At 66.4% G+C, this 21,072-nt stretch carries 26 protein-coding genes; 10 read left to right on the top strand and 16 right to left on the bottom strand.

Annotated elements, in window-relative coordinates:
* The first annotated feature begins 278 nt into the window (after positions 1-278).
* A complete protein-coding gene (gene betT / locus A605_RS02585) occupies positions 279-2,564 on the top strand; it encodes a choline BCCT transporter BetT (protein ID WP_015399945.1) in 2,286 nt (761 codons plus the stop codon).
* Positions 2,565-3,247: 683 nt separating this feature from the next.
* On the opposite strand, the gene rplE is transcribed toward betT, so the two are convergent.
* The 3 genes from rplE to rplN are packed head-to-tail and all read right to left on the bottom strand — an operon-like array spanning position 3,248 to position 4,509.
* Positions 3,248-3,823: a 50S ribosomal protein L5 gene (rplE, locus tag A605_RS02580; protein WP_015399944.1), complete on the bottom strand. Its 576-nt coding sequence runs from the start codon at positions 3,821-3,823 to the stop codon at positions 3,248-3,250.
* 2 nt (positions 3,824-3,825) lie between these two features.
* Positions 3,826-4,140: a 50S ribosomal protein L24 gene (rplX, locus tag A605_RS02575; protein ID WP_015399943.1), complete on the bottom strand. Its 315-nt coding sequence runs from the start codon at positions 4,138-4,140 to the stop codon at positions 3,826-3,828.
* Positions 4,141-4,509 (bottom strand): 50S ribosomal protein L14, encoded by a 369-nt coding sequence (gene rplN / locus A605_RS02570; RefSeq protein WP_015399942.1) that lies wholly within the window; start codon positions 4,507-4,509, stop codon positions 4,141-4,143.
* Between the two features lie 421 nt (positions 4,510-4,930).
* Between rplN and A605_RS02565 the strand changes: the two genes are divergently transcribed.
* From A605_RS02565 to A605_RS02555, 3 genes are read left to right on the top strand one after another with little or no spacing between them, the layout of a single operon-like run.
* On the top strand, positions 4,931-6,481 hold the full coding sequence (locus tag A605_RS02565; RefSeq protein WP_081602069.1) for a pyridoxal phosphate-dependent decarboxylase family protein: 1,551 nt from the start codon (positions 4,931-4,933) through the stop codon (positions 6,479-6,481).
* Positions 6,478-7,824 (top strand): lysine N(6)-hydroxylase/L-ornithine N(5)-oxygenase family protein, encoded by a 1,347-nt coding sequence (locus A605_RS02560; RefSeq protein ID WP_015399940.1) that lies wholly within the window; start codon positions 6,478-6,480, stop codon positions 7,822-7,824. The genes A605_RS02565 and A605_RS02560 overlap by 4 nt, the downstream gene beginning before the upstream one ends.
* Entirely contained in the window at positions 7,821-10,247 is a 2,427-nt protein-coding gene (locus A605_RS02555; RefSeq protein ID WP_015399939.1) for a GNAT family N-acetyltransferase, read from the top strand. Before A605_RS02560 ends, A605_RS02555 begins: the two co-directional genes overlap by 4 nt.
* Before the next feature lie 111 nt (positions 10,248-10,358).
* Here the strand turns inward: A605_RS02555 and rpsQ are convergent, their stop codons facing one another.
* From rpsQ to rpsJ, 11 genes are read right to left on the bottom strand one after another with little or no spacing between them, the layout of a single operon-like run.
* On the bottom strand, positions 10,359-10,640 hold the full coding sequence (gene rpsQ / locus A605_RS02550) for a 30S ribosomal protein S17 (RefSeq protein ID WP_015399938.1): 282 nt from the start codon (positions 10,638-10,640) through the stop codon (positions 10,359-10,361).
* A 2-nt stretch (positions 10,641-10,642) separates the two neighbouring features.
* Positions 10,643-10,873 (bottom strand): 50S ribosomal protein L29, encoded by a 231-nt coding sequence (rpmC, locus tag A605_RS02545; RefSeq protein WP_015399937.1) that lies wholly within the window; start codon positions 10,871-10,873, stop codon positions 10,643-10,645.
* Positions 10,873-11,289, bottom strand: a complete 417-nt coding sequence (gene rplP, locus A605_RS02540; protein ID WP_015399936.1) for a 50S ribosomal protein L16 — start codon at positions 11,287-11,289, stop codon at positions 10,873-10,875. The genes rpmC and rplP overlap by 1 nt, the downstream gene beginning before the upstream one ends.
* A 2-nt stretch (positions 11,290-11,291) precedes the next feature.
* The gene (rpsC, locus tag A605_RS02535; RefSeq protein ID WP_015399935.1) at positions 11,292-12,038 is read right to left on the bottom strand and encodes a 30S ribosomal protein S3; all 747 of its coding nucleotides are present in this window, start codon (positions 12,036-12,038) and stop codon (positions 11,292-11,294) included.
* On the bottom strand, positions 12,038-12,400 hold the full coding sequence (gene rplV / locus A605_RS02530) for a 50S ribosomal protein L22 (RefSeq protein WP_015399934.1): 363 nt from the start codon (positions 12,398-12,400) through the stop codon (positions 12,038-12,040). Before rplV ends, rpsC begins: the two co-directional genes overlap by 1 nt.
* Positions 12,401-12,403: 3 nt before the next feature.
* Positions 12,404-12,679: a 30S ribosomal protein S19 gene (rpsS, locus tag A605_RS02525; protein ID WP_015399933.1), complete on the bottom strand. Its 276-nt coding sequence runs from the start codon at positions 12,677-12,679 to the stop codon at positions 12,404-12,406.
* A 16-nt stretch (positions 12,680-12,695) separates the two neighbouring features.
* A complete protein-coding gene (gene rplB, locus A605_RS02520; RefSeq protein ID WP_015399932.1) occupies positions 12,696-13,532 on the bottom strand; it encodes a 50S ribosomal protein L2 in 837 nt (278 codons plus the stop codon).
* Positions 13,533-13,556: 24 nt separating this feature from the next.
* A complete protein-coding gene (gene rplW, locus A605_RS02515) occupies positions 13,557-13,862 on the bottom strand; it encodes a 50S ribosomal protein L23 (RefSeq protein ID WP_015399931.1) in 306 nt (101 codons plus the stop codon).
* A complete protein-coding gene (gene rplD / locus A605_RS02510) occupies positions 13,862-14,515 on the bottom strand; it encodes a 50S ribosomal protein L4 (protein WP_015399930.1) in 654 nt (217 codons plus the stop codon). The genes rplW and rplD overlap by 1 nt, the downstream gene beginning before the upstream one ends.
* Positions 14,512-15,168, bottom strand: a complete 657-nt coding sequence (rplC, locus tag A605_RS02505) for a 50S ribosomal protein L3 (protein WP_015399929.1) — start codon at positions 15,166-15,168, stop codon at positions 14,512-14,514. The genes rplD and rplC overlap by 4 nt, the downstream gene beginning before the upstream one ends.
* Before the next feature lie 33 nt (positions 15,169-15,201).
* Positions 15,202-15,507 carry a 30S ribosomal protein S10 gene (rpsJ, locus tag A605_RS02500; protein ID WP_003854291.1) on the bottom strand — a complete coding sequence of 102 codons (306 nt, stop codon included), beginning with the start codon at positions 15,505-15,507 and terminating at the stop codon, positions 15,202-15,204.
* 616 nt (positions 15,508-16,123) lie between these two features.
* Here rpsJ and A605_RS02495 point away from each other — a divergent pair.
* Genes A605_RS02495 through A605_RS02470 form a run of 6 tightly spaced genes read left to right on the top strand, consistent with a single transcriptional unit; the run spans position 16,124 to position 18,874 of the window.
* Positions 16,124-16,591 (top strand): Asp23/Gls24 family envelope stress response protein, encoded by a 468-nt coding sequence (locus tag A605_RS02495; protein WP_015399928.1) that lies wholly within the window; start codon positions 16,124-16,126, stop codon positions 16,589-16,591.
* A gap of 17 nt (positions 16,592-16,608) precedes the next feature.
* Complete coding sequence (locus A605_RS02490; RefSeq protein WP_015399927.1) at positions 16,609-16,971, top strand: hypothetical protein; 363 nt, start codon at positions 16,609-16,611, stop codon at positions 16,969-16,971.
* Positions 16,968-17,168, top strand: coding sequence for a hypothetical protein (locus A605_RS02485; protein WP_015399926.1), 201 nt, complete (start codon positions 16,968-16,970; stop codon positions 17,166-17,168). The genes A605_RS02490 and A605_RS02485 overlap by 4 nt, the downstream gene beginning before the upstream one ends.
* Complete coding sequence (locus tag A605_RS14735) at positions 17,168-17,761, top strand: Asp23/Gls24 family envelope stress response protein (RefSeq protein ID WP_015399925.1); 594 nt, start codon at positions 17,168-17,170, stop codon at positions 17,759-17,761. Before A605_RS02485 ends, A605_RS14735 begins: the two co-directional genes overlap by 1 nt.
* Positions 17,751-18,320 carry a DUF6286 domain-containing protein gene (locus A605_RS02475; RefSeq protein WP_015399924.1) on the top strand — a complete coding sequence of 190 codons (570 nt, stop codon included), beginning with the start codon at positions 17,751-17,753 and terminating at the stop codon, positions 18,318-18,320. Before A605_RS14735 ends, A605_RS02475 begins: the two co-directional genes overlap by 11 nt.
* The gene (locus A605_RS02470; protein WP_015399923.1) at positions 18,317-18,874 is read left to right on the top strand and encodes a hypothetical protein; all 558 of its coding nucleotides are present in this window, start codon (positions 18,317-18,319) and stop codon (positions 18,872-18,874) included. The genes A605_RS02475 and A605_RS02470 overlap by 4 nt, the downstream gene beginning before the upstream one ends.
* 22 nt (positions 18,875-18,896) lie before the next feature.
* Here the strand turns inward: A605_RS02470 and A605_RS02465 are convergent, their stop codons facing one another.
* Positions 18,897-19,619, bottom strand: coding sequence for a hypothetical protein (locus tag A605_RS02465; RefSeq protein WP_015399922.1), 723 nt, complete (start codon positions 19,617-19,619; stop codon positions 18,897-18,899).
* Positions 19,620-19,712: 93 nt separating this feature from the next.
* Positions 19,713-20,903, bottom strand: a complete 1,191-nt coding sequence (gene tuf, locus A605_RS02460) for an elongation factor Tu (protein WP_015399921.1) — start codon at positions 20,901-20,903, stop codon at positions 19,713-19,715.
* Positions 20,904-21,072: the final 169 nt, after the last annotated feature.

The following is a 21,072-nucleotide window of genomic DNA, read 5'->3' as shown; positions in this document are numbered from 1 at the left end:
ATGCGGGAGACGCGGCCACCCCACATGAGTTACTTTACCTCTCACTTTCTCTTGATTTTATTAGTAATTCCATTATAATCACTGTGGTCCCAGGCACACGCCGGTGCAGCGCAGATCGAGGCGCGGGACACACTTGATGGCATATCTCGTGGACAGGCGCCGTTGCAGAATCAGGGTGGGGGCCCGTTCTGCGGGGGAAAGGTGGCGCCGACACGGGAACGATTTTTTCGTTTCCACCTGGTTTAACAGCCGGTGTGACCGACAGAAAGTGAGTTTTTATGGCTGAGTCCGAGGACTCCAGCATGAACCGGAAGGAACAGACCCGACGCGCGGTCAACCAAACCCTCTCCGGTGACCGTCAGCGTACGAAACGCGAGATCAACCGAGAGGAAAATCGACCTCCCTCGTCCTCGAAGGAACTGCTCAAGGGGCAGACCGAGGTTTCCAAGGGAACGGAGATCCGCATCAACTGGCAGGTGCTGGGAATCTCCTCGGCCATCATCGTCGCCTTCTCCCTGTGGGCGATCTTCGCCCCGACGAACGCGGCGAACACGATGCAGTCGATTGTGTACTGGATCGCTGAGAACCTCGGCTGGTTCTACGTCCTGACCGTGACCGTCGTCATCGGCTTCGTCATCTGGGTGGCACTGTCCAGGGAGGGTGGCGTCCGTCTCGGACCCGACCATTCCCGGCCCCAGTACAAACTGGTCACCTGGGTGGCCATGCTCTTCGCGGCCGGCGTCGGCATCGACATGCTCTTCTACTCGGTGACCGGCCCGATCAGCCACTACATCGACCCGCCGAACGCGGACCCGCAGAGCGCCGAGGCGCTCCAGGACTCCGTCATCTGGACCATGTTCCACTACGGCATGGCCGGCTGGTCCATGTACGCCCTCCTCGGCATGGCGATGGGTTACTTCGCCTACCGCTGGGGCATGCCGCTGTCCATCCGCGCGGCCCTCTACCCGCTGCTGGGCAAGCGTGTGCGCGGTGCCGCCGGCGACACTCTCGACATCATCGTCCTGGTGGGCACCGTCATGGGCGTGGCCACCTCGATGGGCATCGGCGTCGTCCTGCTCAACGTGGGCTTCTCGCTGCTCTTCGGCCTGCCGCAGGGCCTCGGCCTGCAGATCGCCCTCGTGCTCGTCGCCGTCGTCATGACGATCGCGGCGTGCACCTCGGGCGTCGACAAGGGCATCCGCTTCATCTCCGAGGCGAACCTGTGGGTCGCCGCGGCGATGATGCTCTACATCCTCGTCACCGGCAAGACCGCCTTCCTGCTCAACGCCCTGGTCGAGAACATCGGCCGCTTCTTCTGGACCATGCCCGAGCGCATCACCCAGACCATGGGCTACGAGTCCGGCGGCGCCGAGTGGATGTCCGGTGCCACCCTCTTCTTCTGGGCGTTCTGGCTCGCCTGGGGACCGTTCGTCGGCCTGTTCCTGGCCCGTATCTCCCGTGGCCGCACCCTGCGCGAGTTCGTCATCGCCGCCATCACCATCCCCGTCCTCTGTGACCTGGTCATAGTGTCCCTGTTCGGTAACAGCGCCATCAACGAGGTCGTCTTCCAGGGCAACACCGCCTTCGGCGAGCTGGCCATCGAGAGCCCCGAGCGCGGCTGGTACGCCCTGCTCGAGATGTTCCCGGGAGCGATGTTCCTGATCGGCCTGGCCACCCTGTCCGGTCTGCTGTTCTACCTGACCTCCGCCAACTCCGGAGCGATGGTCATGTCCAACTTCTCCGCCTCCATCCCGAATCCCTCGGAGGACGGCCCGAAGTGGCTGCGCATCTACTGGGCGATCATCACCGCGGTGCTCACCATCGCCATGCTGCTCGCCGGCGGCGTGGTGACCATGGAGTACGCCACCCTGATCTTCGCCCTGCCCGTGACGATCGTGGCCTACCTGGTCATGTTCTCCTTCTCCAAGGCGCTGAGAATGGAGAAGGCTGACCGCGAGGGACAGATCCTGCGCCGGCGCACGGAAGCCGCCACCGGTGGCCGGGCACCCGAGAGGAACTGGCGCCAGCGGCTCGCCGGTATGCGCAACTACCCCACCGAGAAGTCGATCCTCCGCTTCGTCGACTCCACCATCTCCCCGGCGCTCCAGGAGGTCGCCGACGAGTTCGAGGAGCAGGGCTACAACGTCTCCTACTCCTCCGAGGACGAGACGCCCACCGGCATCCCCGAGCACTCGCTGCACGTCTACATCCCCGAGGAGCGCACCTTCCTCTACCGGGTGGTGGCCGTGCCCACCGCGGTGCCGACCTTCGGCGCCCGCCCCTCCCCGACGATCAACGAGTACTACCGTCTCGAGGTCTTCACCGAGACCGGTTCCGAGGGCTACGACCTCTACGGCATCTCCCGCGATCAGGTCATCGACGATGTGCTCGACCGCTTCGAGGCCCACATCGGCTTCCTGAACTACTCCGCGAAGGTGCTCACCGCCTCGGTCCTCACCCCGCCGGTTGTTCCGACGCCGACCCCCGCCACCGATGATCCCACCACGGCGGGGCTCAACGGCGAGACCCCTCCGGCAACTGAGGTCCCCATCGGGCAGAGGTAGCTCCTCCCCCGTCGCCGCCCCCGGCTGTGCACCACAGAATCCCGGGCGACCCGAGTTGGTCGCCCGGGATTCTGTCATTTCCGGCACAGGGGCGGGGACGGTATCGGACCTTAGGGTTCGGGCCGGGGTTCTGGGGTCGGGGTTCGCTCCCGCCGATTTTTTGTGATTTCGAGTGGCTTGGCTGGTGGCTTTCCGATGGGCCGGGGGCACGCACGCTCCTCCACACGCTCCGGGAGCGGGGTAGCCTCGGGCAGCCCGACTGTGTGGTGGAAGGGACATCCCCGTGTGTCATGAAGGTGCCGTCGCCGCCAGGGGCCTGGAATTTCAGGCCACTCGCCGGCGGTGTCCCCGAGGGGCCCGCGGTACGCACGTTCCTCCACACGCTTCAAAGCCGACCAGCGCTGGAGCGGTCCGAACGTGTGGAGAAAGGGACAGCGCTGCATGCCGGTGCCTCCGCCGCCGACCCTCTTGTGATTTGAGTGCACCGGGCCGACCATTACCTCGATATGGATGGCGCGCACGTTCCTCCACACGCTTCGGCCCCGGCAACTGCCGGCACAGTCCGAGCGTGTGGAGAAAGGGACAGCGCTGCATGCCGGTGCCCCTCCGCCGCCGTACCGGGATCAGAAAACCGCCCCGGAACATTGTGCTCCGGGGCGGTGTCCTTGAGTCAGGCTCAGCGACTAGCGCTGCATCGTGCCGTCCTCGCCCTTGAACGGGAAGCCGAGCTCGCGCAGGAGCGCACGGCCTTCATCGTTGTTGGCGGCGGAGGTGACGACGGTGATGTCCATACCACGGGGACGATCGATCTTGTCGACGTCGATCTCGTAGAACATCGTCTGCTCAGTCAGGCCGAAGGTGTAGTTACCGTGGCCGTCGAACTGCTGGTCGGACAGGCCGCGGAAGTCACGGATACGCGGCAGAGCGACGGTCAGCAGGCGGTCCAGGAACTCCCACATGCGGTCGCCACGCAGGGTGACGCGGGCGCCGATCGGCATGCCCTCACGCAGCTTGAAGTTCGCGATGGACTTCTTGGCGCGGCGCAGCTGCGGCTTCTGACCGGTGATGAGGGTCAGGTCCTCGATGGCGCCGTTGATGACCTTGGAGTCGCGGGCGGCGTCGCCGACACCCATGTTGACGACAACCTTGGTCAGGCCCGGGATCTGCATGACATTGTCGTAGCCGAACTCGTCATTGAGCTTGGTACGGATGTCCTCGCGGTAGCGGGTCTTCAGACGCGGAGTGTAATTCTCAGCCATATTTAGATGTCCTTCCCGTTACGACGCGAGATACGGACCTTCTTGCCGTTCTCGTCGAAGCGGTAGCCGACGCGGGTCGGGTTGCCGTCGGAGTCCAGGACCATCACGTTGGAGACGTGGATCGGGGCCTCCTGGGTGACGATGCCACCGGACTCGGCACCGCGCTCCGGAGCGGAGTTCGCGACGTGCTTCTTGATGCGGTTGACGCCCTCAACGAGAACCTTCTCGTTCTTCGGGAACGCCTGGATGACCTTGCCCTGGGCTCCCTTGTCGGGGCCAGAGACGACGAGGACCATATCGCCCTTGTGGATCTTCAACTAGATCACCTCCGGTGCAAGCGAAACGATCTTCATGAACTTCTTGTCACGAAGCTCGCGAGCAACGGGGCCGAAGATACGGGTGCCGCGCGGCTCATTGTCGTTCTTGATGAGGACAGCCGCGTTCTCATCGAAGCTGATGTAGGAGCCGTCCGGACGACGGGTCGACTTCTTGGCGCGCACGATGACGGCCTTGACGATCTCGCCGGACTTGACGTTGCCACCCGGGGTGGCCTCCTTGACAGTGGCGACGATGGTGTCGCCAATGCCAGCAAAACGTCGGGTCGAACCACCGAGGACACGGATGCACAGAATCTCTCGTGCACCGGTGTTGTCGGCGACCCGCAGACGCGATTCCTGCTGGATCACTGTTGGTCTCCTTGACCTGGATTGATGTGCGCCGGATTTCCGTCCCGAGCGCACGCGGTCGATGTACTCGTGCTCCGCGCTTATCGACGAACGCGTCACGGGGACGGTCGAAGGGTCTCGGTGAGGGTTCGGAAATGCACGCCTCACCGACCAGCACAGGCAACTGCAGTATTTAACCACATATCCACCACCGCGATCAAATCCCCCTTTCGCCCCATCACCGCAGTTCACGTGGCCCGGACCGAGCCGGATCAGCCCCCACCCCGACTGGCGCCCCCGCCGAATGACGCCCGCACGGCACGGCGGACGAAAACTTTTCCCGAATCAATTCACCGAGATGAACCATGTTTTCCATCCCTCCCAGACAGAAGGAACAATAAAAAGGTAGATAGGCAAGCCTTACCTTGCTAGCATCGCCGACATGCTGGAAACCGAACTTGAAAGAATCAGATCACGCTCCGCCCCTGCCCTGGAGGGGCAGCTGGTGGGAGGACAGGCACGGCAGCTGGAGACGGCCGTCGCCGCGGCATCCGCGTTCACGACCGACCACCTCGCCCGGGTCGATCGGCCACGTTCCCCGCGCACGCACCTTGAGCTCGAACAGTCCATCGACGCCGTCGATCTCGAGCAGCCACTGGGCGACCTGGACGAGGTTATCGGGGAGCTCGGGGACGTCTGGCTCGACCACGCGGTGTGGTACCACGACCCGCGGTACATCGCCCACCTGAACTGCCCGATCACCGTCGCGTCCGTGGCCGCGGAGGTCATGGCCACCAGCGTGAACACCGCTGTGGAATCCTGGGATCAGGCCACCTCGGCGGCACTCATCGAAAAGCGCCTCATCCGCTGGACCACCGATCGGATCGGTTTCACCGATGGGCTCGCCGACGGCGTTTTCACCTCGGGTGGGACGCAGTCGAACCTGCAGGCGCTCTTCATCGCCCGCGAAAAGGCGCTGGCATCCTGCGGGACCGACGCCGACACACATGCGGAGAACCTCTCCCGCATCCGGTTTTTGACCACCGGCAACGCCCACTATTCCGTCGCCCGCGCCGCCCGCCTGCTGGGGCTGGGAGACCGGGGCATCATCTCCCTGGGGGAGGACTCCCGTGGGCGGCTCAACCCTGCGGAACTGGACCGCCGACTGGCGGAGGCCCGCCTGGAGGGGCTGCTGCCGGCGGCCGTGATCGCCACTGCCGGAACGACGGACCGCGGTGCGATCGACCCGCTGCCGGAGATCACGGAGGTCTGCCGCCGCCACAGCGTCCATCTCCATGTCGACGCCGCCTACGGCGGTGCCCTGCTCGTGTCACCCCGACGGCGCTCCTGGCTCGCGGGGATCGAGCAGGCCGACAGCATCACCGTCGATTTCCACAAGGGCTTCTACCAGCCGGTGGCCTGCTCCGCTGTGCTGGTCCGGCGGGCCCGGGATCTCTACCATGTCAGCTGGTTCGCCGACTATCTCAATCCGGCCTCGTCCGGTCGGTTGAATCTCGCGGACATCTCGCTCCAGACGACCCGGCGGTTCGACGCCCTCAAGCTGTGGGTCACGCTGCGCGTCTGTGGGGCCGCGGCCATCGGTGAAGCCTTCGACCGCTGCTGCGATCTCGCCACGGACACCGCCCGATTACTGTACGAGGATCCCGACTTCGAACTCGTCGATCCCCCGCAGCTGTCCACCGTGCTGTTCCGTTTCGCTCCCCCGCAGACGGGACCGGACGTCGATGCCGCACAGCTCAACCAGTGCATCCGCGACGTCCTCTTCGACTCCGGTGAGGCGGTGGTCGCCACCACGGTCATCAAGGGGAAGGCGTGTCTGAAGTTCACGATCCTCGACCCAACGCTGACCGTCGACCAACTCCGCGAGGTGATCGCCCTGGTCCGTGACACCGGACACGAGCTCACCACCCCTGCCCCGCAGTCATCAGCCGACCAGACCCCCTCCCCCGCAGAAAGGCAGCACCTGTCGTGAATCCCGAGGCAACCTCCGACACCTACGACCTCGTGGGCGTGGGGCTGGGCCCCTTCAATCTCGGTCTCGCCGCTCTGACCCAGCCGCTGGTGGACTCCGGCGAACTGAGTGCGGCGTTCTTCGATCAGCGGCCGGGTTTTATCTGGCATGAGGGAATGATGCTTCCCTGGGCCACCATCCAGGTCCCGTTCATGGCGGACCTGGCGACCCTGGCCGATCCCACCAGCGAATACACCTTCCTCAACTACCTCAAGCAGCACGGCCGGATCCACCGCCACTACATCCGGGAGTCCTTCTACCCCCTGCGCTCCGAGTACTCGGACTACTGCGCATGGGTGAGCTCCCGGTTGAGCACCACCCAGTGGGACACCCTCGTCACCTCCGCACACCGGGACAGCGACGGCACCTGGGTGGTTTCCCTCCGCGACACCACCGAATCCACCGGGGATGCCCCGGTGGTCCGGCGGATCCGAGCGCGCCACATCGTCTCCGGCGTCGGAACGGTGCCCCACGTACCTGCGGCACTCGCCGAGGCCACCGGGGCCGACGGAGTTTTCCACTCGTCGGACTTCCTCCATCACCTCGACGAGATCCGGGCATCGTCCTCGGTGACCGTCGTCGGTTCGGGCCAGTCCGCCGCCGAGATCTACCGGGCACTCATGGAACACGCCGCCGAATCCAACCGCAGGTTGGACTGGTTCACCCGCTCCCCACGGTTCTTCCCGATGGAGTACACGAAGCTCACCCTGGAGATGACATCCCCCGAGTACACCAACTACTTTCACGGCCTTGGCGTCGACGCCCGGGACCGGATCAACCGCACGCAACGGAACCTGCACAAGGGCATCTCCTCGGAGCTCATCAACGACATCTACGACACCCTCGACCGGCTGAGCATCCGGCGCTCCTTCCATTCCACACTCCGCACCGGAGTGAGCGCGGCCTGGACGCCCGGGGCCGAACCGACCGACGGCACAACGGGCCGGCACCGGCTGCGCCTCACCCACGACGAATCGGGGGTCAGCGGCGTCCACGCCACCGACACCGTCATCCTCGCCACCGGGTACCGGCCTCCCCGCCTCCCCGAGTTCCTCCGGCCGGTGGCCGATCACATCCGCCGGGACGAGCACGGAAGGATGGCGGTCGGACTCGGCTTCGACATCGATGACGCGGGCACGCTGTTCGTCCAGAACGCGGAGGAACACACCCACGCACTCTCCGCCCCGGACCTCGGGATGGGCCCGTGGCGTAACTCCGTGATCCTCTCCCGGATCCTGGGCCGGGAGGTATACCCGGTCGAACGGGGGGTCGCGTACCAGTCGTTCGGGGGTGAGGGCCTGTGAGCGCACAGTCCGTCACCCTCTACACCACTGTCGGCGACATGACCATCCGCCCCGTCCATCCCGACCGAGACACCGCCACGCTCCACGGCTGGCTCACCCACCCGCGGTCACGGTTCTGGGGCGCCCTCGACACCTCCGCGGACGACATCCGCCACGAGTACACCCGCATCCACACCTCGACGACGGAGGACGCGTGGTTGATCCACCTCGACGCCTCCCCCGTCGCCCTCGTCGAGACCTACGATCCCGTGGGCTCTCCCCTGGCTCCTCACCTGGAGCTGCGCGAGGGCGACGTCGGGATGCACGTGCTCGTCGCGGCGCCCGGGGGCGAACCGGTCCACGGCCTGACCGACGCGGTGTTCGCCGCCCTGATGCGCTGGCTCACTGATGTCCGGGGAGCGCGTCGTGTCGTGGTCGAGCCCGACGCCGCCAATACCCCCGTCCTGACCAAGAACGCCCTCGCCGGCTTCCATGACGCCCCGGGATCCGGATGTCCGGATCTCGGCCACAAGACCGCCCGCATCCAGATCTGTGAGGCGGGGGCCTTCCATTCCTCGGAGCTCGCCGGGCTGGCGGCCCTCTCCGAGGGCCCCTCCTCCCCGACGCATCTGACTTCGGCCGGGACCGTAGCGGAACGCCAGTTGGTTGCCAAGGCCATCCGGGAATTCGTGCATGAACGTCTCCTGACCGCCAGCCCGACGGAGGAACCCACCTCCGGTCGGTGGCGGTGGTACCGGGTGTTCTTCGGCGGACGGGGGATCCGCTTCCGCGCCCTCGGGCACGAGCTCGAACACCTGAGCATCGATCCGGACTCACTCTCCCCGGACGACGGGCGTGCGCTGCGCCTCGTGGAGCTCGTCTCCGACGCCGCGCCCAGGCTCGGTGTTCCGCCCGATTTTCTCCACACCTACCTCGAGGAGCTCCAAGCGACCCTGGCCGCGCGTGCCAGGATCCTGGCCGCTCCCCGACCGGATGCCGCCCGGCTCGCGGGACCTGACGCGGCGTCGCTCAGCGATCCCCACCGGCAGGCACGCCACCTCCAGTTCATCGAGGCCGCGATGACCGAGGGTCATCCGGGGTTTCTCGCCAACGCAGGGCGGGGTGGCATGAGCGAGCGGGATCTCGCGGCATGGGCCCCGGAACTCGGACGTTCCACCCGGCTCGTGTGGTTGGCCGCCCGCCGGAGTATGTGCGTCCACTCCGTCGCCGATTCCATCCGGGCCGCGGATTTCCTCCCCGCCCAGATGGGTCCCCGTCTCTGGCGGCGTTTCCGGGAACAGCTCCTCGACCGGGGACTCGACCCCCACGAGTACCTCCCGCTGCCCGTCCACCCGTGGCAGTGGGAGAACCGGGTGACCACGACATTCGCCACGAACCTGGTGGCCGGCGATCTCGTCTACCTCGGCCCCGGGGAGGACCTGCACCGTCCCCAGCAGTCGCTGCGGACATTCTTCAACGTCAGCCGCCCGGAGGCGGCGTACATCAAGACCGCGGTGGCCGTCCGCAATATGGGGTTCCTGCGGGGGCTGTCCCCGGCCTACATGGACCACACCCCGGCCATCAACGACTGGCTCCAGACGACCCTGGGTGAGGACGAGGATCTGCGGTCCCGCAATGTGCGGCTACTGCGGGAGGTGGCCACCGTGGGGTTCACCGGGGACGTCTATCACCGCAGCGTGCGCGACGGCCATGCCGGGGACGGTGGCCACCTCAAGATGCTCTCCGCCCTGTGGCGCGAATCGCCGGTTCCGATGCTCGGCCCCGGCACCGTGCCCGCCACTCTCGCGGCGGTCCTGCACATCGACGCCGCCGGCCGACCGCTGGTCGGCGAATGGATCGAGCGTTCCGGCGTCGGTGCCCGCTCCTGGGTGGACGCGCTCCTGGCCGTGTACCTGCGTCCGGTGCTACGGGCGCTGATCGGGTACGACATCGTGTTCATGCCACACGGTGAGAACATCATCCTCGAGCTGCGGAACGGCCTACCCGTCGGGTCCTTCTTCAAGGATCTCGGCGAGGAGGTCGCGGTGGTCAACCACGTCCGTCGGCTTCCCCCCGGGCTCGAGCGGATCATGGCCGACCACGGGGACATCGACGATGCTCAACGCGCGCTGTCCGTGCACACCGACGTCATCGACGGGGTCCTCCGGCACCTGGCCGCGCTGCTCGACGACCACGGATTCCTGCCCGAGCGGGAGTTCTGGCTGGCCTGCCGTGAGTGTGTCGAGGAATACGACGCCGACCATCCAGGCACCGCCGGCCGACTGCCGTTGCTGTCCGGGACGTTCCGGCACTCCTGCCTGAACCGACTGCAGCTGCGCAACCCCACCTCCATGGTCAATCTGGGGGACCAGAATTCCTCCCTGCTGTATGCCGGGGAGATGCCCAACCCACTTGCCGTGGCTCCTGTGCGGGCGGCTTTCTGAGGCACCTCGGGCATCTTCCCCGACGTTCGACGCACGATCGGCGCCGACGCGAAGACAGAGAAAAGGCCCCGCACGATGTGTGCGGGGCCTTTCATTCGAGTAACGCCGGTTCTACTTGGCCTTCTCGATGATCTCGACGAGACGGTAGTGCTTGTCCTTGGACAGCGGGCGGGTCTCGGCGATCAGGACGCGGTCGCCGATACCGGCGGTCTCGTCCTCGTCGTGCGCCTTCACCTTGGCGGAGGTGCGCATGATCTTGCCGTAGAGGGCGTGCTGCTTGCGGTCCTCGATCTCGACGACGATGGTCTTCTGCATCTTGTCAGAAACCACGACGCCGGTGCGGGTCTTGCGAGCGCCCTTCTCCTTCTTGTCAGTCACGTTTGCCTCACTCATATTTAAGCCTCAGCTCCCGGAACGACGGACAGGCCCAGCTCACGCTCGCGGATAACGGTGTAGATGCGGGCGATGTCGCGCTTGACCGTGCGAAGGCGGCGGTTGTTGGTCAGCTGGCCGGTGGCCATCTGGAAGCGCAGGTTGAACAGCTCCTCCTTGGCCTCGGCCAGGCGGTTGTTCAGCTCCTCGGCGTCCAGCTCGCGGAACTCAAAGGCAGGGGTACCGGTTGCCATTAGAACTGGTCCTCCTTCTTGACGATGCGGACCTTGCAGGGCAGCTTCTGGCCTGCGCGGCGCAGGGCCTCGAGTGCGGTCTCCTCGTTCGGGTAGCTCATCTCGAAGAGGATGCGGCCGGGCTTGACGTTGGCCACCCACTTCTCGACGGGGCCCTTACCGGAGCCCATACGCACGCCGAGCGGCTTCTGGGTCAGCGGACGGTCCGGGAAGATGTTGATCCACACCTTGCCACCACGCTTGACGTGGCGGTTGATGGCGATACGTGCGGACTCGATCTGACGGTTGGTGATGTAGGCCGGCTCGAGAGCCTGGATGCCGTAGTCACCAAAGGTGATGCGGTTGCCGCCCTTGGAGATGCCCGAGCGGGTCGGACGGTGCTGGCGACGGTACTTAACGCGCTTGGGGATAAGCATTCTTAGCCCTCCTGCTTCTGCTCGGCGCGCTGACGACGCTGACCACCGCGGCGCGGACGGCCGGCACGGTCACCGCGGCCACGGCGCTCGGCCGGAGCGTTGATCTCGGACTCGCGGCGGCCACCGACGACGTCACCCTTGTAGATCCACACCTTGACGCCGATACGGCCGAAGGTGGTGTGGGCCTCAAAGAAGCCGTAGTCGATCTCGGCACGCAGGGTGTGCAGCGGAACGCGACCCTCATGGTAGCGCTCGGTGCGGGACATCTCGGCACCGCCGAGACGACCGGAGCACACGACCTTGATGCCCTTGACCTGCGGCTGGCGCATCGCGGACTGGATGGCCTTGCGCATCGCGCGGCGGAAGGCCACGCGGTTGACGAGCTGCTCGGCGATGGACTGTGCCACCAGCTGAGCGTTGGCGTCGATGTTCTTGACCTCGAGGATGTTGAGGGCGACCATCTTGCCGGTGAGCTTCTCGAGCTCGCGGCGGATGCGGTCGGCCTCGGAACCACGGCGACCGATCACGATGCCCGGGCGGGCGGTGTGAATGTCGACGCGGACGCGGTCACGGGTGCGCTCGATGACGACATCGGCGATACCGGCGCGGTCCAGTCCCTTGGAGAAGAACTCGCGGATCTTGATGTCCTCGGCGACGTAATCTGCGTACTGCTCATCGGCGTACCAGTGGGTCTTCCAGTCGGAAGTGATGCCCAGCCGGAGACCGTGAGGATGAATCTTCTGGCCCACTACTTGGCCCCTTCCTTCTGGCTCTCGACCACCACGGTGATGTGGCTGGTGCGCTTGCGGATCTGGAAAGCACGACCCTGGGCGCGCGGCTGGAAACGACGCATGGTCGGACCCTCGTTGGCGAAAGCCTCGGAGACGACCAGGGTGCGCGGATCCAGACCGAAGTTGTTCTCGGCGTTGGCGGCCGCGGAGGCGACGACCTTGGCGATCGGCTCAGCGGCGCCCTGCGGAGCGTACTTCAGGATGGCCAGTGCTTCGGACACGGACTTGCCGCGGACCAGATCGAGAACGCGCCGGACCTTCATCGGGGAGACGCGGACGAACCGGGCGGTGGCGCGTGCGGAGGTGATGGTGTCACTCATCGCTTATCGACGTCCCTTCTGGTCCTTGACGTGACCCTTGAAGGTCTTGGTGGGCGCGAACTCGCCCAGCTTGTGGCCGACCATCGAGTCATCGATGAACACCGGCACGTGCTTACGACCGTCGTGGACGGCGAAGGTGTGGCCGATGAAGTCGGGGAGAATGGTGGAGCGGCGGGACCAGGTCTTGATGACCTGCTTGGTGCCCTTTTCGTTCTGAGCGTCGACCTTGTTGAGGAGGTGCTCATCGACGAACGGGCCCTTCTTAAGGCTGCGTGGCATTCTTCGTTACCTCCTCTTAGCGCTTCTTGTTGGACCGGCGGCGACGCACGATCATGTTGTTGGAATAGCGGTTCGGGTTACGCGTGCGGCCTTCCTTCTGGCCCCACGGCGACACCGGGTGGCGGCCACCCGAGGTCTTGCCCTCGCCACCACCGTGCGGGTGGTCGATCGGGTTCATGACGACACCACGCACGGTCGGACGCCAGCCCTTCCAGCGCATACGGCCGGCCTTGCCCCAGCGGATGTTGATCTGCTCGGCGTTGCCGACCTCACCGACGGTCGCGCGGCAGCGGATGTCCACGCGGCGGATCTCGGAGGAGGGCATACGCAGGACCGCGTAGGAGCCTTCCTTACCGAGCAGCTGGATGGACGCACCGGCGGAGCGGGCGAGCTTGGCGCCGGCGCCCGGCTTCAGCTCGACGGCGTGGATGGTGGTACCGGTCGGGATGTTGCGCAGCGGCAGGTTGTTGCCCACCTTAATGTCGGCGCCCGCGCCGGACTCGAGCAGCATGCCCTGCTTCAGGCCCTTCGGAGCGATGATGTAGCGCTTCTCGCCGTCCCGGTAGTGCAGCAGCGCGATGTTCGCGGTGCGGTTCGGGTCGTACTCGATGTGGGCGACCTTGGCCAGCACGCCGTCCTTGTCGCTGCGACGGAAGTCGATGACGCGGTAACGACGCTTGTGGCCACCGCCGCGGTGGCGGGTGGTGATGTGACCGTGCACGTTGCGGCCACCGGTCTTGTGGATGGGACGCAGCAGAGACTTTTCCGGGGTCGAGCGAGTGATCTCGTCGAACTGGGAAACGGAGCTCTGGCGGCGACCCGGAGTTGTCGGCTTGTACTTGCGAATAGCCATAATGTGTCCTTTTCTCTCGACGCCTTAAGCGGCGGAGCCGCCGAAGATGTCGATGGAGTCGCTGCCCTCACGGAGCGTCACGTAGGCGCGCTTGGTTGCCTTGCGCTGGCCGTAACCGGTGCGGGTGCGCTTGCGCTTGCCCTCACGGTTGGCGGTGTTCACGCTGGCGACCTTCACGCCGAAGATCTGCTCGACGGCGGTCTTGATCTGGGTCTTGTGGGAGTCCGGGGCGACGAGGAACGTGTAGACGTTCTGCTCCATCAGGCCGTAGGACTTCTCGGAGACCACCGGGGCGATGATGATGTCGCGCGGGTTGGCGATCTTGGCCATTAGTTCTCCTCCTTGTCCGCGCCGGTGACGCGGTTGATGAAGGTGTGCAGGGCCTCGACCGAGAACACGACGTCATCGGAGTTGAGCACGTCGTAGGTGTTCAGCTGCGAGGCCTCCAGGATGTGGACGCCGGGCAGGTTGTTGGCGCTGCGACGGGCGTTGAGGTCCTCACGGCCGACGACCAGGAGCACGGACTTGCGCTCGGTCAGACGCTCCAGGAAGACGCGTGCCGACTTGGTGGACGGGTCCTGACCCGGCACCAGCTCGGTGATCACGTGGATGCGACCGTTGCGGGCACGGTCGGAGAGAGCACCGCACAGGGCGGCGGACTTCATCTTCTTGGGGGTCCGCTGAGCGTAGTCACGCGGCTTCGGGCCGTGGGAGATGCCACCGCCGGCGAAGTGCGGAGCGCGGATCGAGCCCTGACGGGCGCGGCCGGTGCCCTTCTGACGGAACGGCTTCTTACCGCCACCGGAGACCTCGGAACGGGTCTTGGTGGAGTGCGTGCCCTGGCGGGCGGCTGCCAGCTGGGCGTTGACGACCTGGTGCATCAGAGCGATGGACACCTCGCGGTCAAAGATCTCGGCCGGCAGGTCCACCTGGCCGTCGGTCGTGCCCTCAGCGGTGTGGACGTCAAGCTTCAGAGTGGTCATGCGTGTGCACCGCCCTTCACTGCGGTCTTAACGGTCACGACGCCACCGCGCGCACCCGGGATGGCACCCTTGATGAGCAGCAGGTTGGAGTCGGCGTCAACCTTCTGAACCTTGAGGTTCTGGGTGGTGACGCGGTCATTACCCATACGCCCGGCCATCTTCTTACCCTTGAAGATGCGGCCCGGGGTAGCGGCAGCGCCGATACCACCGACGCGGCGGTGGGCGGCCTGGTTACCGTGGGCGGCACCCTGGCCGGCGAAGCCGTGGCGCTTCATGCCGCCGGCGTAGCCCTTGCCCTTGGACTGACCGGTGACGTCGACGAACGTGATGCCGTCGAAGATCTCCACGGTGATGTCCTGACCGACCTCGTAGGCGGAGACGTCGTCCATGCGAATCTCAGCCACGTGGCGGCGGGGGGTAACGCCGGCCTTCTTGAAGTGACCCTGCTGCGGCTTCTTGGCCTTGCGGGGGTCGATGTCGCCGTAGGCGATCTGGATGGCGTTGTAGCCATCGGTTTCCTTGGTACGAATCTGGGTGACCACGCACGGCCCAGCCTCGACGACGGTGACCGGGATGACTCGGTTGTCCTCGTCGAAGATCTGGGTCATGCCGAGCTTGGTGCCCAGAATGCCCTTGATCTCGTTTTCACTCATTAGTTAGTTCTCCGCTGCCAAAGTTTCCGTCGATCACTGAATGTTCACGTCGACGCTGGCCGGAAGGTCGATGCGCATGAGGGCATCAACCGTCTTCGGCGTCGGGTCGAGGATGTCGATCAGGCGCTTGTGGGTGCGCATCTCGAAGTGCTCGCGAGAATCCTTGTACTTGTGGGGAGAACGAATAACGGCGTACACGTTCTTTTCGGTGGGCAACGGCACCGGACCGACGACGCGGGCACCCGTGCGGGTGACAGTCTCCACGATCTTGCGTGCAGACGCGTCGATCGCTTCGTGGTCGTAGGCCTTGAGCCGAATGCGGATCTTCTGTCCCGCCACGCTTATCCTCTTCCTCGCTTGTCCCACTTCCGCGATGGAGCGGTGGGAATTCGCTTCTCGATTTCTCTATAACGTTGTCCGGGCTGAGGGCCTGGGCGCAACGCCAGTGTCTTACCTGACTGCCATGACTGGCCGGGAGATGTCGGACGTGGAATAAACACACGTCCAGTGCTCCTGACGGGGTACAAGACCCGTGAGTCAAGTTCGGAAGGGACCGTATATCTCGCGATAAGCGTGGCCCTCACGTACTGCCGCTGTTTATTTGCCATGCCCCTTCTCCGGTCCCCGCGCTCGGGAGTGTCGCTTTGGCGACCCTGCCCGAATACAGAGCCTTCCCCTGACCTGACGGACATGGATGAAGGTGTCATGTTTGCCTCACCAGCGACGGTCTTGCCTGCGCGGTGCCCCTGGTCCCCGGCGACCGGGCCTGGCGGCGGTGCGCGGACGCACGTCGTGTTAAAGCAACCCATGTATTTAAGCACACGACCCGCCCGGAACACAAGCCCCCGGTTCGGGTGGGTTCGTCGCGGTTTCTCCCTGTGAGGACCGCCACGCAGCGGTTTCCTCACCTACGATGGGACCATCCCGAATGGTTCGTCGTTGAGGAGCCCACACCATGGCCGAGCAGGATCCCACCGCCGAGAAGACCGCGGGGACTCTCCCGACCGATCCGCTGACCGCCTCCACCACCCGCGGCGTCACCCGCATCGAGGACGTCGTCGTCGCCAAGATCGCGGGGCTGGCCACCCGTGAGGTCTCCGGCGTCCACTCCCTCGGCGGCCCCGCCCGCGCCGTCGGGGCCCTGCGCGACACCCTCACCGGCACCGCCGTCAACCTCCAGCGGGGTGTGTCCGTGGAGGTCGGCGAGCACCAGGCCGCGGTCGACGTCGACATCGTCGCCGAGTACGGCGTGGCCATCCACGAGCTCGCCGAGGCGATCCGGCGCAACATCATCACCGCCATTGAGCGCATGACCGGCCTCGAGGTCACTGAGGTCAACGTCACCGTCCACGACGTCCACCTGGACCTAGGCGACGAGGAGCCGGAGCCGGCGGCCGCCGAGAGCGCTCCCCGGGTCCAGTAGCGGAAAGGCCCCGACCCGTGCCCGCCACCTCGACGCCCCGAGCCGCCCCGCCCCTCGATCCCGTCCCCGCCCGCCGGGCCATGGCGCTGGCGCGGGCGCTCCTGGGCGTCGACGGCATCGCCGCCCTGCACCCCGGCCTGTTCGGGGAGGTTGCACTGCTCTATCCGCGTGGGCGCGTGCCGGGGCTGCGGGTGACGCCGGGGCCGGCTCCGCGCCTCGAGGTGCACGTCGTCGTGGATTTCTCCGCTTACCGACGCCCGCTCTCCGGGCTCGCCGCCACGGTGCGCGACGTCGTCAGGGAGTCCGGGGTGGACCTGCCGGTCGACGTCGTCTTCGCCGACGGCACCGAATCCCCTGTCACGAGGAGGCCGCCGCGGTGAGCAACCACACTCTGACCGGCATCATCCTGGGGTTGGCCCTGGCCTTCGCCATCATCCTGGGCGGCTGGACCGGTCTGCTCTACGCACTGGTCTTCGCCCTGGTGGGCGGTGTCATCGGCGCCCACCTCGACGGCCGAATCGACCTGCGGACCTTCTTCGACAACTTCGGGCCGTCCGGGAGAGGGGGCCGGGGCTGATGGACTCGACCACCGCCACCGGGCGAGTGCGCATCTCCGAACGCGCTCTGGGCCGCATCGTCGCCGCCGCGGCCGCCTCTGTCCCGGGCACCACGACACTCGGCCGCAGTCTGGAGCGTATCGCCGGGCGCATCTACCCGCGCTATGACGTGCTCATCGACGACGCCGCCGGCACCGCGAGCGTCGAGGCGTTCATCGCCGTGACCTGGCCGTCGCCGGTGACCGGAGTGGCGGAGGCGGTGCGTGCCACGGTGATCGACCGGGTGCGGGGCCTGACAGGCCTGACCGTCACCCACGTCAACGTGGTCGTCGGGCCGGTCGTCGCCGGTGAGCACTCCCGGCGGGTCACGCAGGCGCAGATCGACGCCCGCCCGCGCCTGCCCAGGCTCAGCCCCATCGGGGCCCCTGCCCTGCGGGTGCAGCATCCGCGCACGGAACCTTCCGCGGCCCTGACCCCGGTGCGGGCACCGGCACCCGCCCCGCTCACCCCGGTGGTGGTGCCGACCCCGCCGAGCCTGAAGCCGGTGCGGGTGATCCCCTTGCACCCGGCCAGCCCATCCGTCCGGTCCGGGGGAGGTCGCGATGTCCGCTGAACCGAACATCGGCCCCACGCGGCGGACACCGGAGCCGAAGGCCCAACCGGTGGCGCGCTACGTGGCGATGGTCATCGGGCTGGCTCTGCTGGCCGTCGCGGTCATCTGCGCGCGCGAGCTGTGGCTGCGCAACTCCGCGGACGTCGCCTGGGACAGCTGGGTCGACCCGGTGGTGCTCACCGTCGGCTCGGCCACTTTCGAGCCCTGGATGCTGCCCGTCGGCATACTCGCCGTGGTGCTCGGCGCGCTGCTCATGTGGATCGGCGTGCGCCCACGCACCCGCACCCACCGTCGGCTGGGTTCGCCGGCCCCGTTGTGGATGCGCCCGACGGACATCGCCCGCATGACCTCCGCGCAGACGCGGCGGGTCGCGGGGGTATTGTCCGCGCACAGCCAGGTCAGCGGAAAGACTCTGACCGTGACCGTCAGCGGTGGTGCCGAGGACAGCGGCCTCGCCGCCCGCGTGGAGGAGGAGGTGGTGTCCCTGCTGGAGGAGCTGGGGCTCACCGCCCTGTCGCCGCGGGTGCGCGTCCGGCCGCACACGGAGGTGACGCGGTGACCACCCGGCTCGCGGTCTTCGACCGGATCGTCGTGTTCGTCCTCGGGCTGCTCATCCTGCTCGGCGGGGCCTGGGCCGTGGGCCTGTACCTCGATGTCCCACTCGCCCAACGCATGGCGGACCTCATCCACTTCCCCGCGTGGCTCTCGGCACCGGCCGCCGAGTGGTATGACCTGGCCATCGCCGCGGTCATGCTGTTCAGCCTGGTTATCGGCGGCTGGTTGATCGCCCTGAATCTGCGCCGCCGCCGGTTCAACCGCATGCGTTCCCCGGCCACCGACGCCACGGGCAGCATCGACCTCGACATCCTCCCGCTGGCCACCGCACTCGCCCGGGACATCGGGGAACTACCCCGCGTGGAGGGGGTCCGGCCCGTCCTGGGCATGAACCGCAGCCGTCCGGCCGTCACCTTCCTCGTCCGGGCCCGGGCCGGGGTGGACGTGCCCGCACTGCGCGGGGTCCTCGAGCAGGCCGAGACAGATTTCCGGGAGGCCGTGCGCGACATCGACGTCGACACCACCTACCTCATCCACCTGCTGCCGGTGGACGCCTGATCGCCACACATGCGCCTTCCGGCTAGTCGGCCGGCGCGTCCTCCACCACGAGAATGTCCTCGACCGGTGCGAGACGGATCGGCGCTCCCCCGCCGGGCCGCGACACGAGAAGTTCCTCTCCCAGGCGGCAGGTGAGCAGCTCCTCCCATTTCCCCGCCCGCCGCTCGAGGCTGCGCCGACCGGGGATGAACCGTTCCAGGCCGTGGTCGAGCAGGACCGTCTCCCCGTCCGCCAGCCGGATGAGGTGGACCGCGTCGCCGACGTCGCGGCGGCGCAGACCCGACAGGTCGGTGACCTCGGCTGCAGGGGACTCGTCGAGCAGCGTGATCCGCGTGACGACGCCGAGGCGGTGCTCGATGCCGCCGGTGTCGGCGACGACCAGCGGCGAGCCCGGGGACGCCGGGCGGATGGTCCGGTAGTCCCACGACCCGGGCTGGGTGGCGTGTCCGGCGTCGGTGATGCGGCGGACCACGACCCGCCAGGGGTCGACGGTGACCCGGTGGGCGGGCGCCTCGGTGACGATGAGGTAGCGGGCGGTGACGCGGGCGTCGACACGCGGCAGCTGCCCGGGGTGGATGCGTGCCAGGGCGGCGAGCGCGGCGATGAGTTCCCCGTCCGTGCTGCCCCAGCCGATGCCGCGGTTGTTCAGCATGCCGAACAGTGTGGCCAGCGGCAGGTCGGGCTGGCCTTCCCAGGTGCGGCGCAGGGCGTCGAGCACGCCGGGCAGGCGGGTCGGATCCATCATGGCACCCGATCTTACGGTGGCCCTGAGAAGCAGAAAACCACCGCCCGAATGGACGGTGGTTGACTGTGCGAACCCTAGCGGGTCAGCAGATCATTACTTGATGATCTTGGTGACACGGCCAGCGCCGACGGTGCGGGAGCCCTCGCGGATGGCGAAGCGCAGACCCTCATCCATGGCGACCGGCTGGATCAGCTCGACGGACATCTCGACGTTGTCGCCCGGCATGACCATCTCGGTGCCCTCCGGCAGCTTCACGACGCCGGTGACGTCGGTGGTGCGGAAGTAGAACTGCGGACGGTAGTTGTCGAAGAACGGGGTGTGGCGACCGCCCTCATCCTTGGACAGGACGTAGACGGAGCCCTCGAACTGGGTGTGCGGGGTGTAGGCGCCCGGCTTGATGATGACCTGGCCGCGCTCGACATCCTCGCGCTTGATGCCGCGGAGCAGCAGACCACAGTTGTCGCCGGCCTCGGTGTAGTCGAGAAGCTTACGGAACATCTCGATACCGGTGACGGTGGTGTTGGTGGACTTCTCCTTGATGCCGATGATCTCGACATCCTCGTTCACCTTCAGGGAGCCACGCTCGACACGGCCGGTGACGACGGTGCCGCGGCCGGTGATGGTGAAGATGTCCTCGATCGGCATCAGGAACGGCTGATCGGTGGCGCGCTGCGGATCCGGGATGGAGTCGTCGCAGGCCTGCATGAGCTCCAGGATGGACTGGGCCCACTTCTCGTCACCCTCGAGGGCCTTCAGAGCGGAGATGTGGACGATCGGGGCATCCTCGTCGTAGTCCTGCTCGGCCAGCAGCTCGCGGACCTCCATCTCGACGAGCTCGATGATCTCCTCATCGTCGACCATGTCGCACTTGTTCAGGGCGACGAGGATGTAGGGGACGCCGACCTGGCGGGCCAGGAGAACGTGCTCACGGGTCTGCGGCATCGGGCCGTCGGTGGCGGCGACCACGAGGATGGCGCCGTCCATCTGAGCGGCACCGGTGATCATGTTCTTGATGTAGTCGGCGTGACCCGGGGCGTCAACGTGGGCGTAGTGGCGCTTCTCGGTCTGGTACTCGACGTGGGAGATGTTGATCGTGATGCCACGCTCCTTCTCCTCCGGCGCCTTGTCGATGGCGTCGAAGGCGAAGGACTCGTTCAGATCCGGGAAAGCGTCAGCCAGCACCTTGGTGATGGCAGCCGTGGTGGTGGTCTTGCCGTGGTCGACGTGACCGATGGTGCCGATGTTGACGTGCGGCTTCGTACGCTCGAACTTCGCCTTTGCCACTGTATGTCCTCCTGGACTTCATGGTGGCTACGACTTTCGCAGCCACGTGGTTGACAGTGCCATCTTCGCTGAAAACACGCAGGTATCCAGCATGATGACGGTTTCACAATGTGCCAGTTACATGATCCTAGGTTTATGCCGCCCGATTTTCAAACCGTGACACTGGGCC

Source organism: Corynebacterium halotolerans YIM 70093 = DSM 44683 (assembly GCF_000341345.1).
Classification (GTDB): domain Bacteria; phylum Actinomycetota; class Actinomycetes; order Mycobacteriales; family Mycobacteriaceae; genus Corynebacterium; species Corynebacterium halotolerans.
This window is presented reverse-complemented; position numbering and strand designations above follow the sequence as displayed.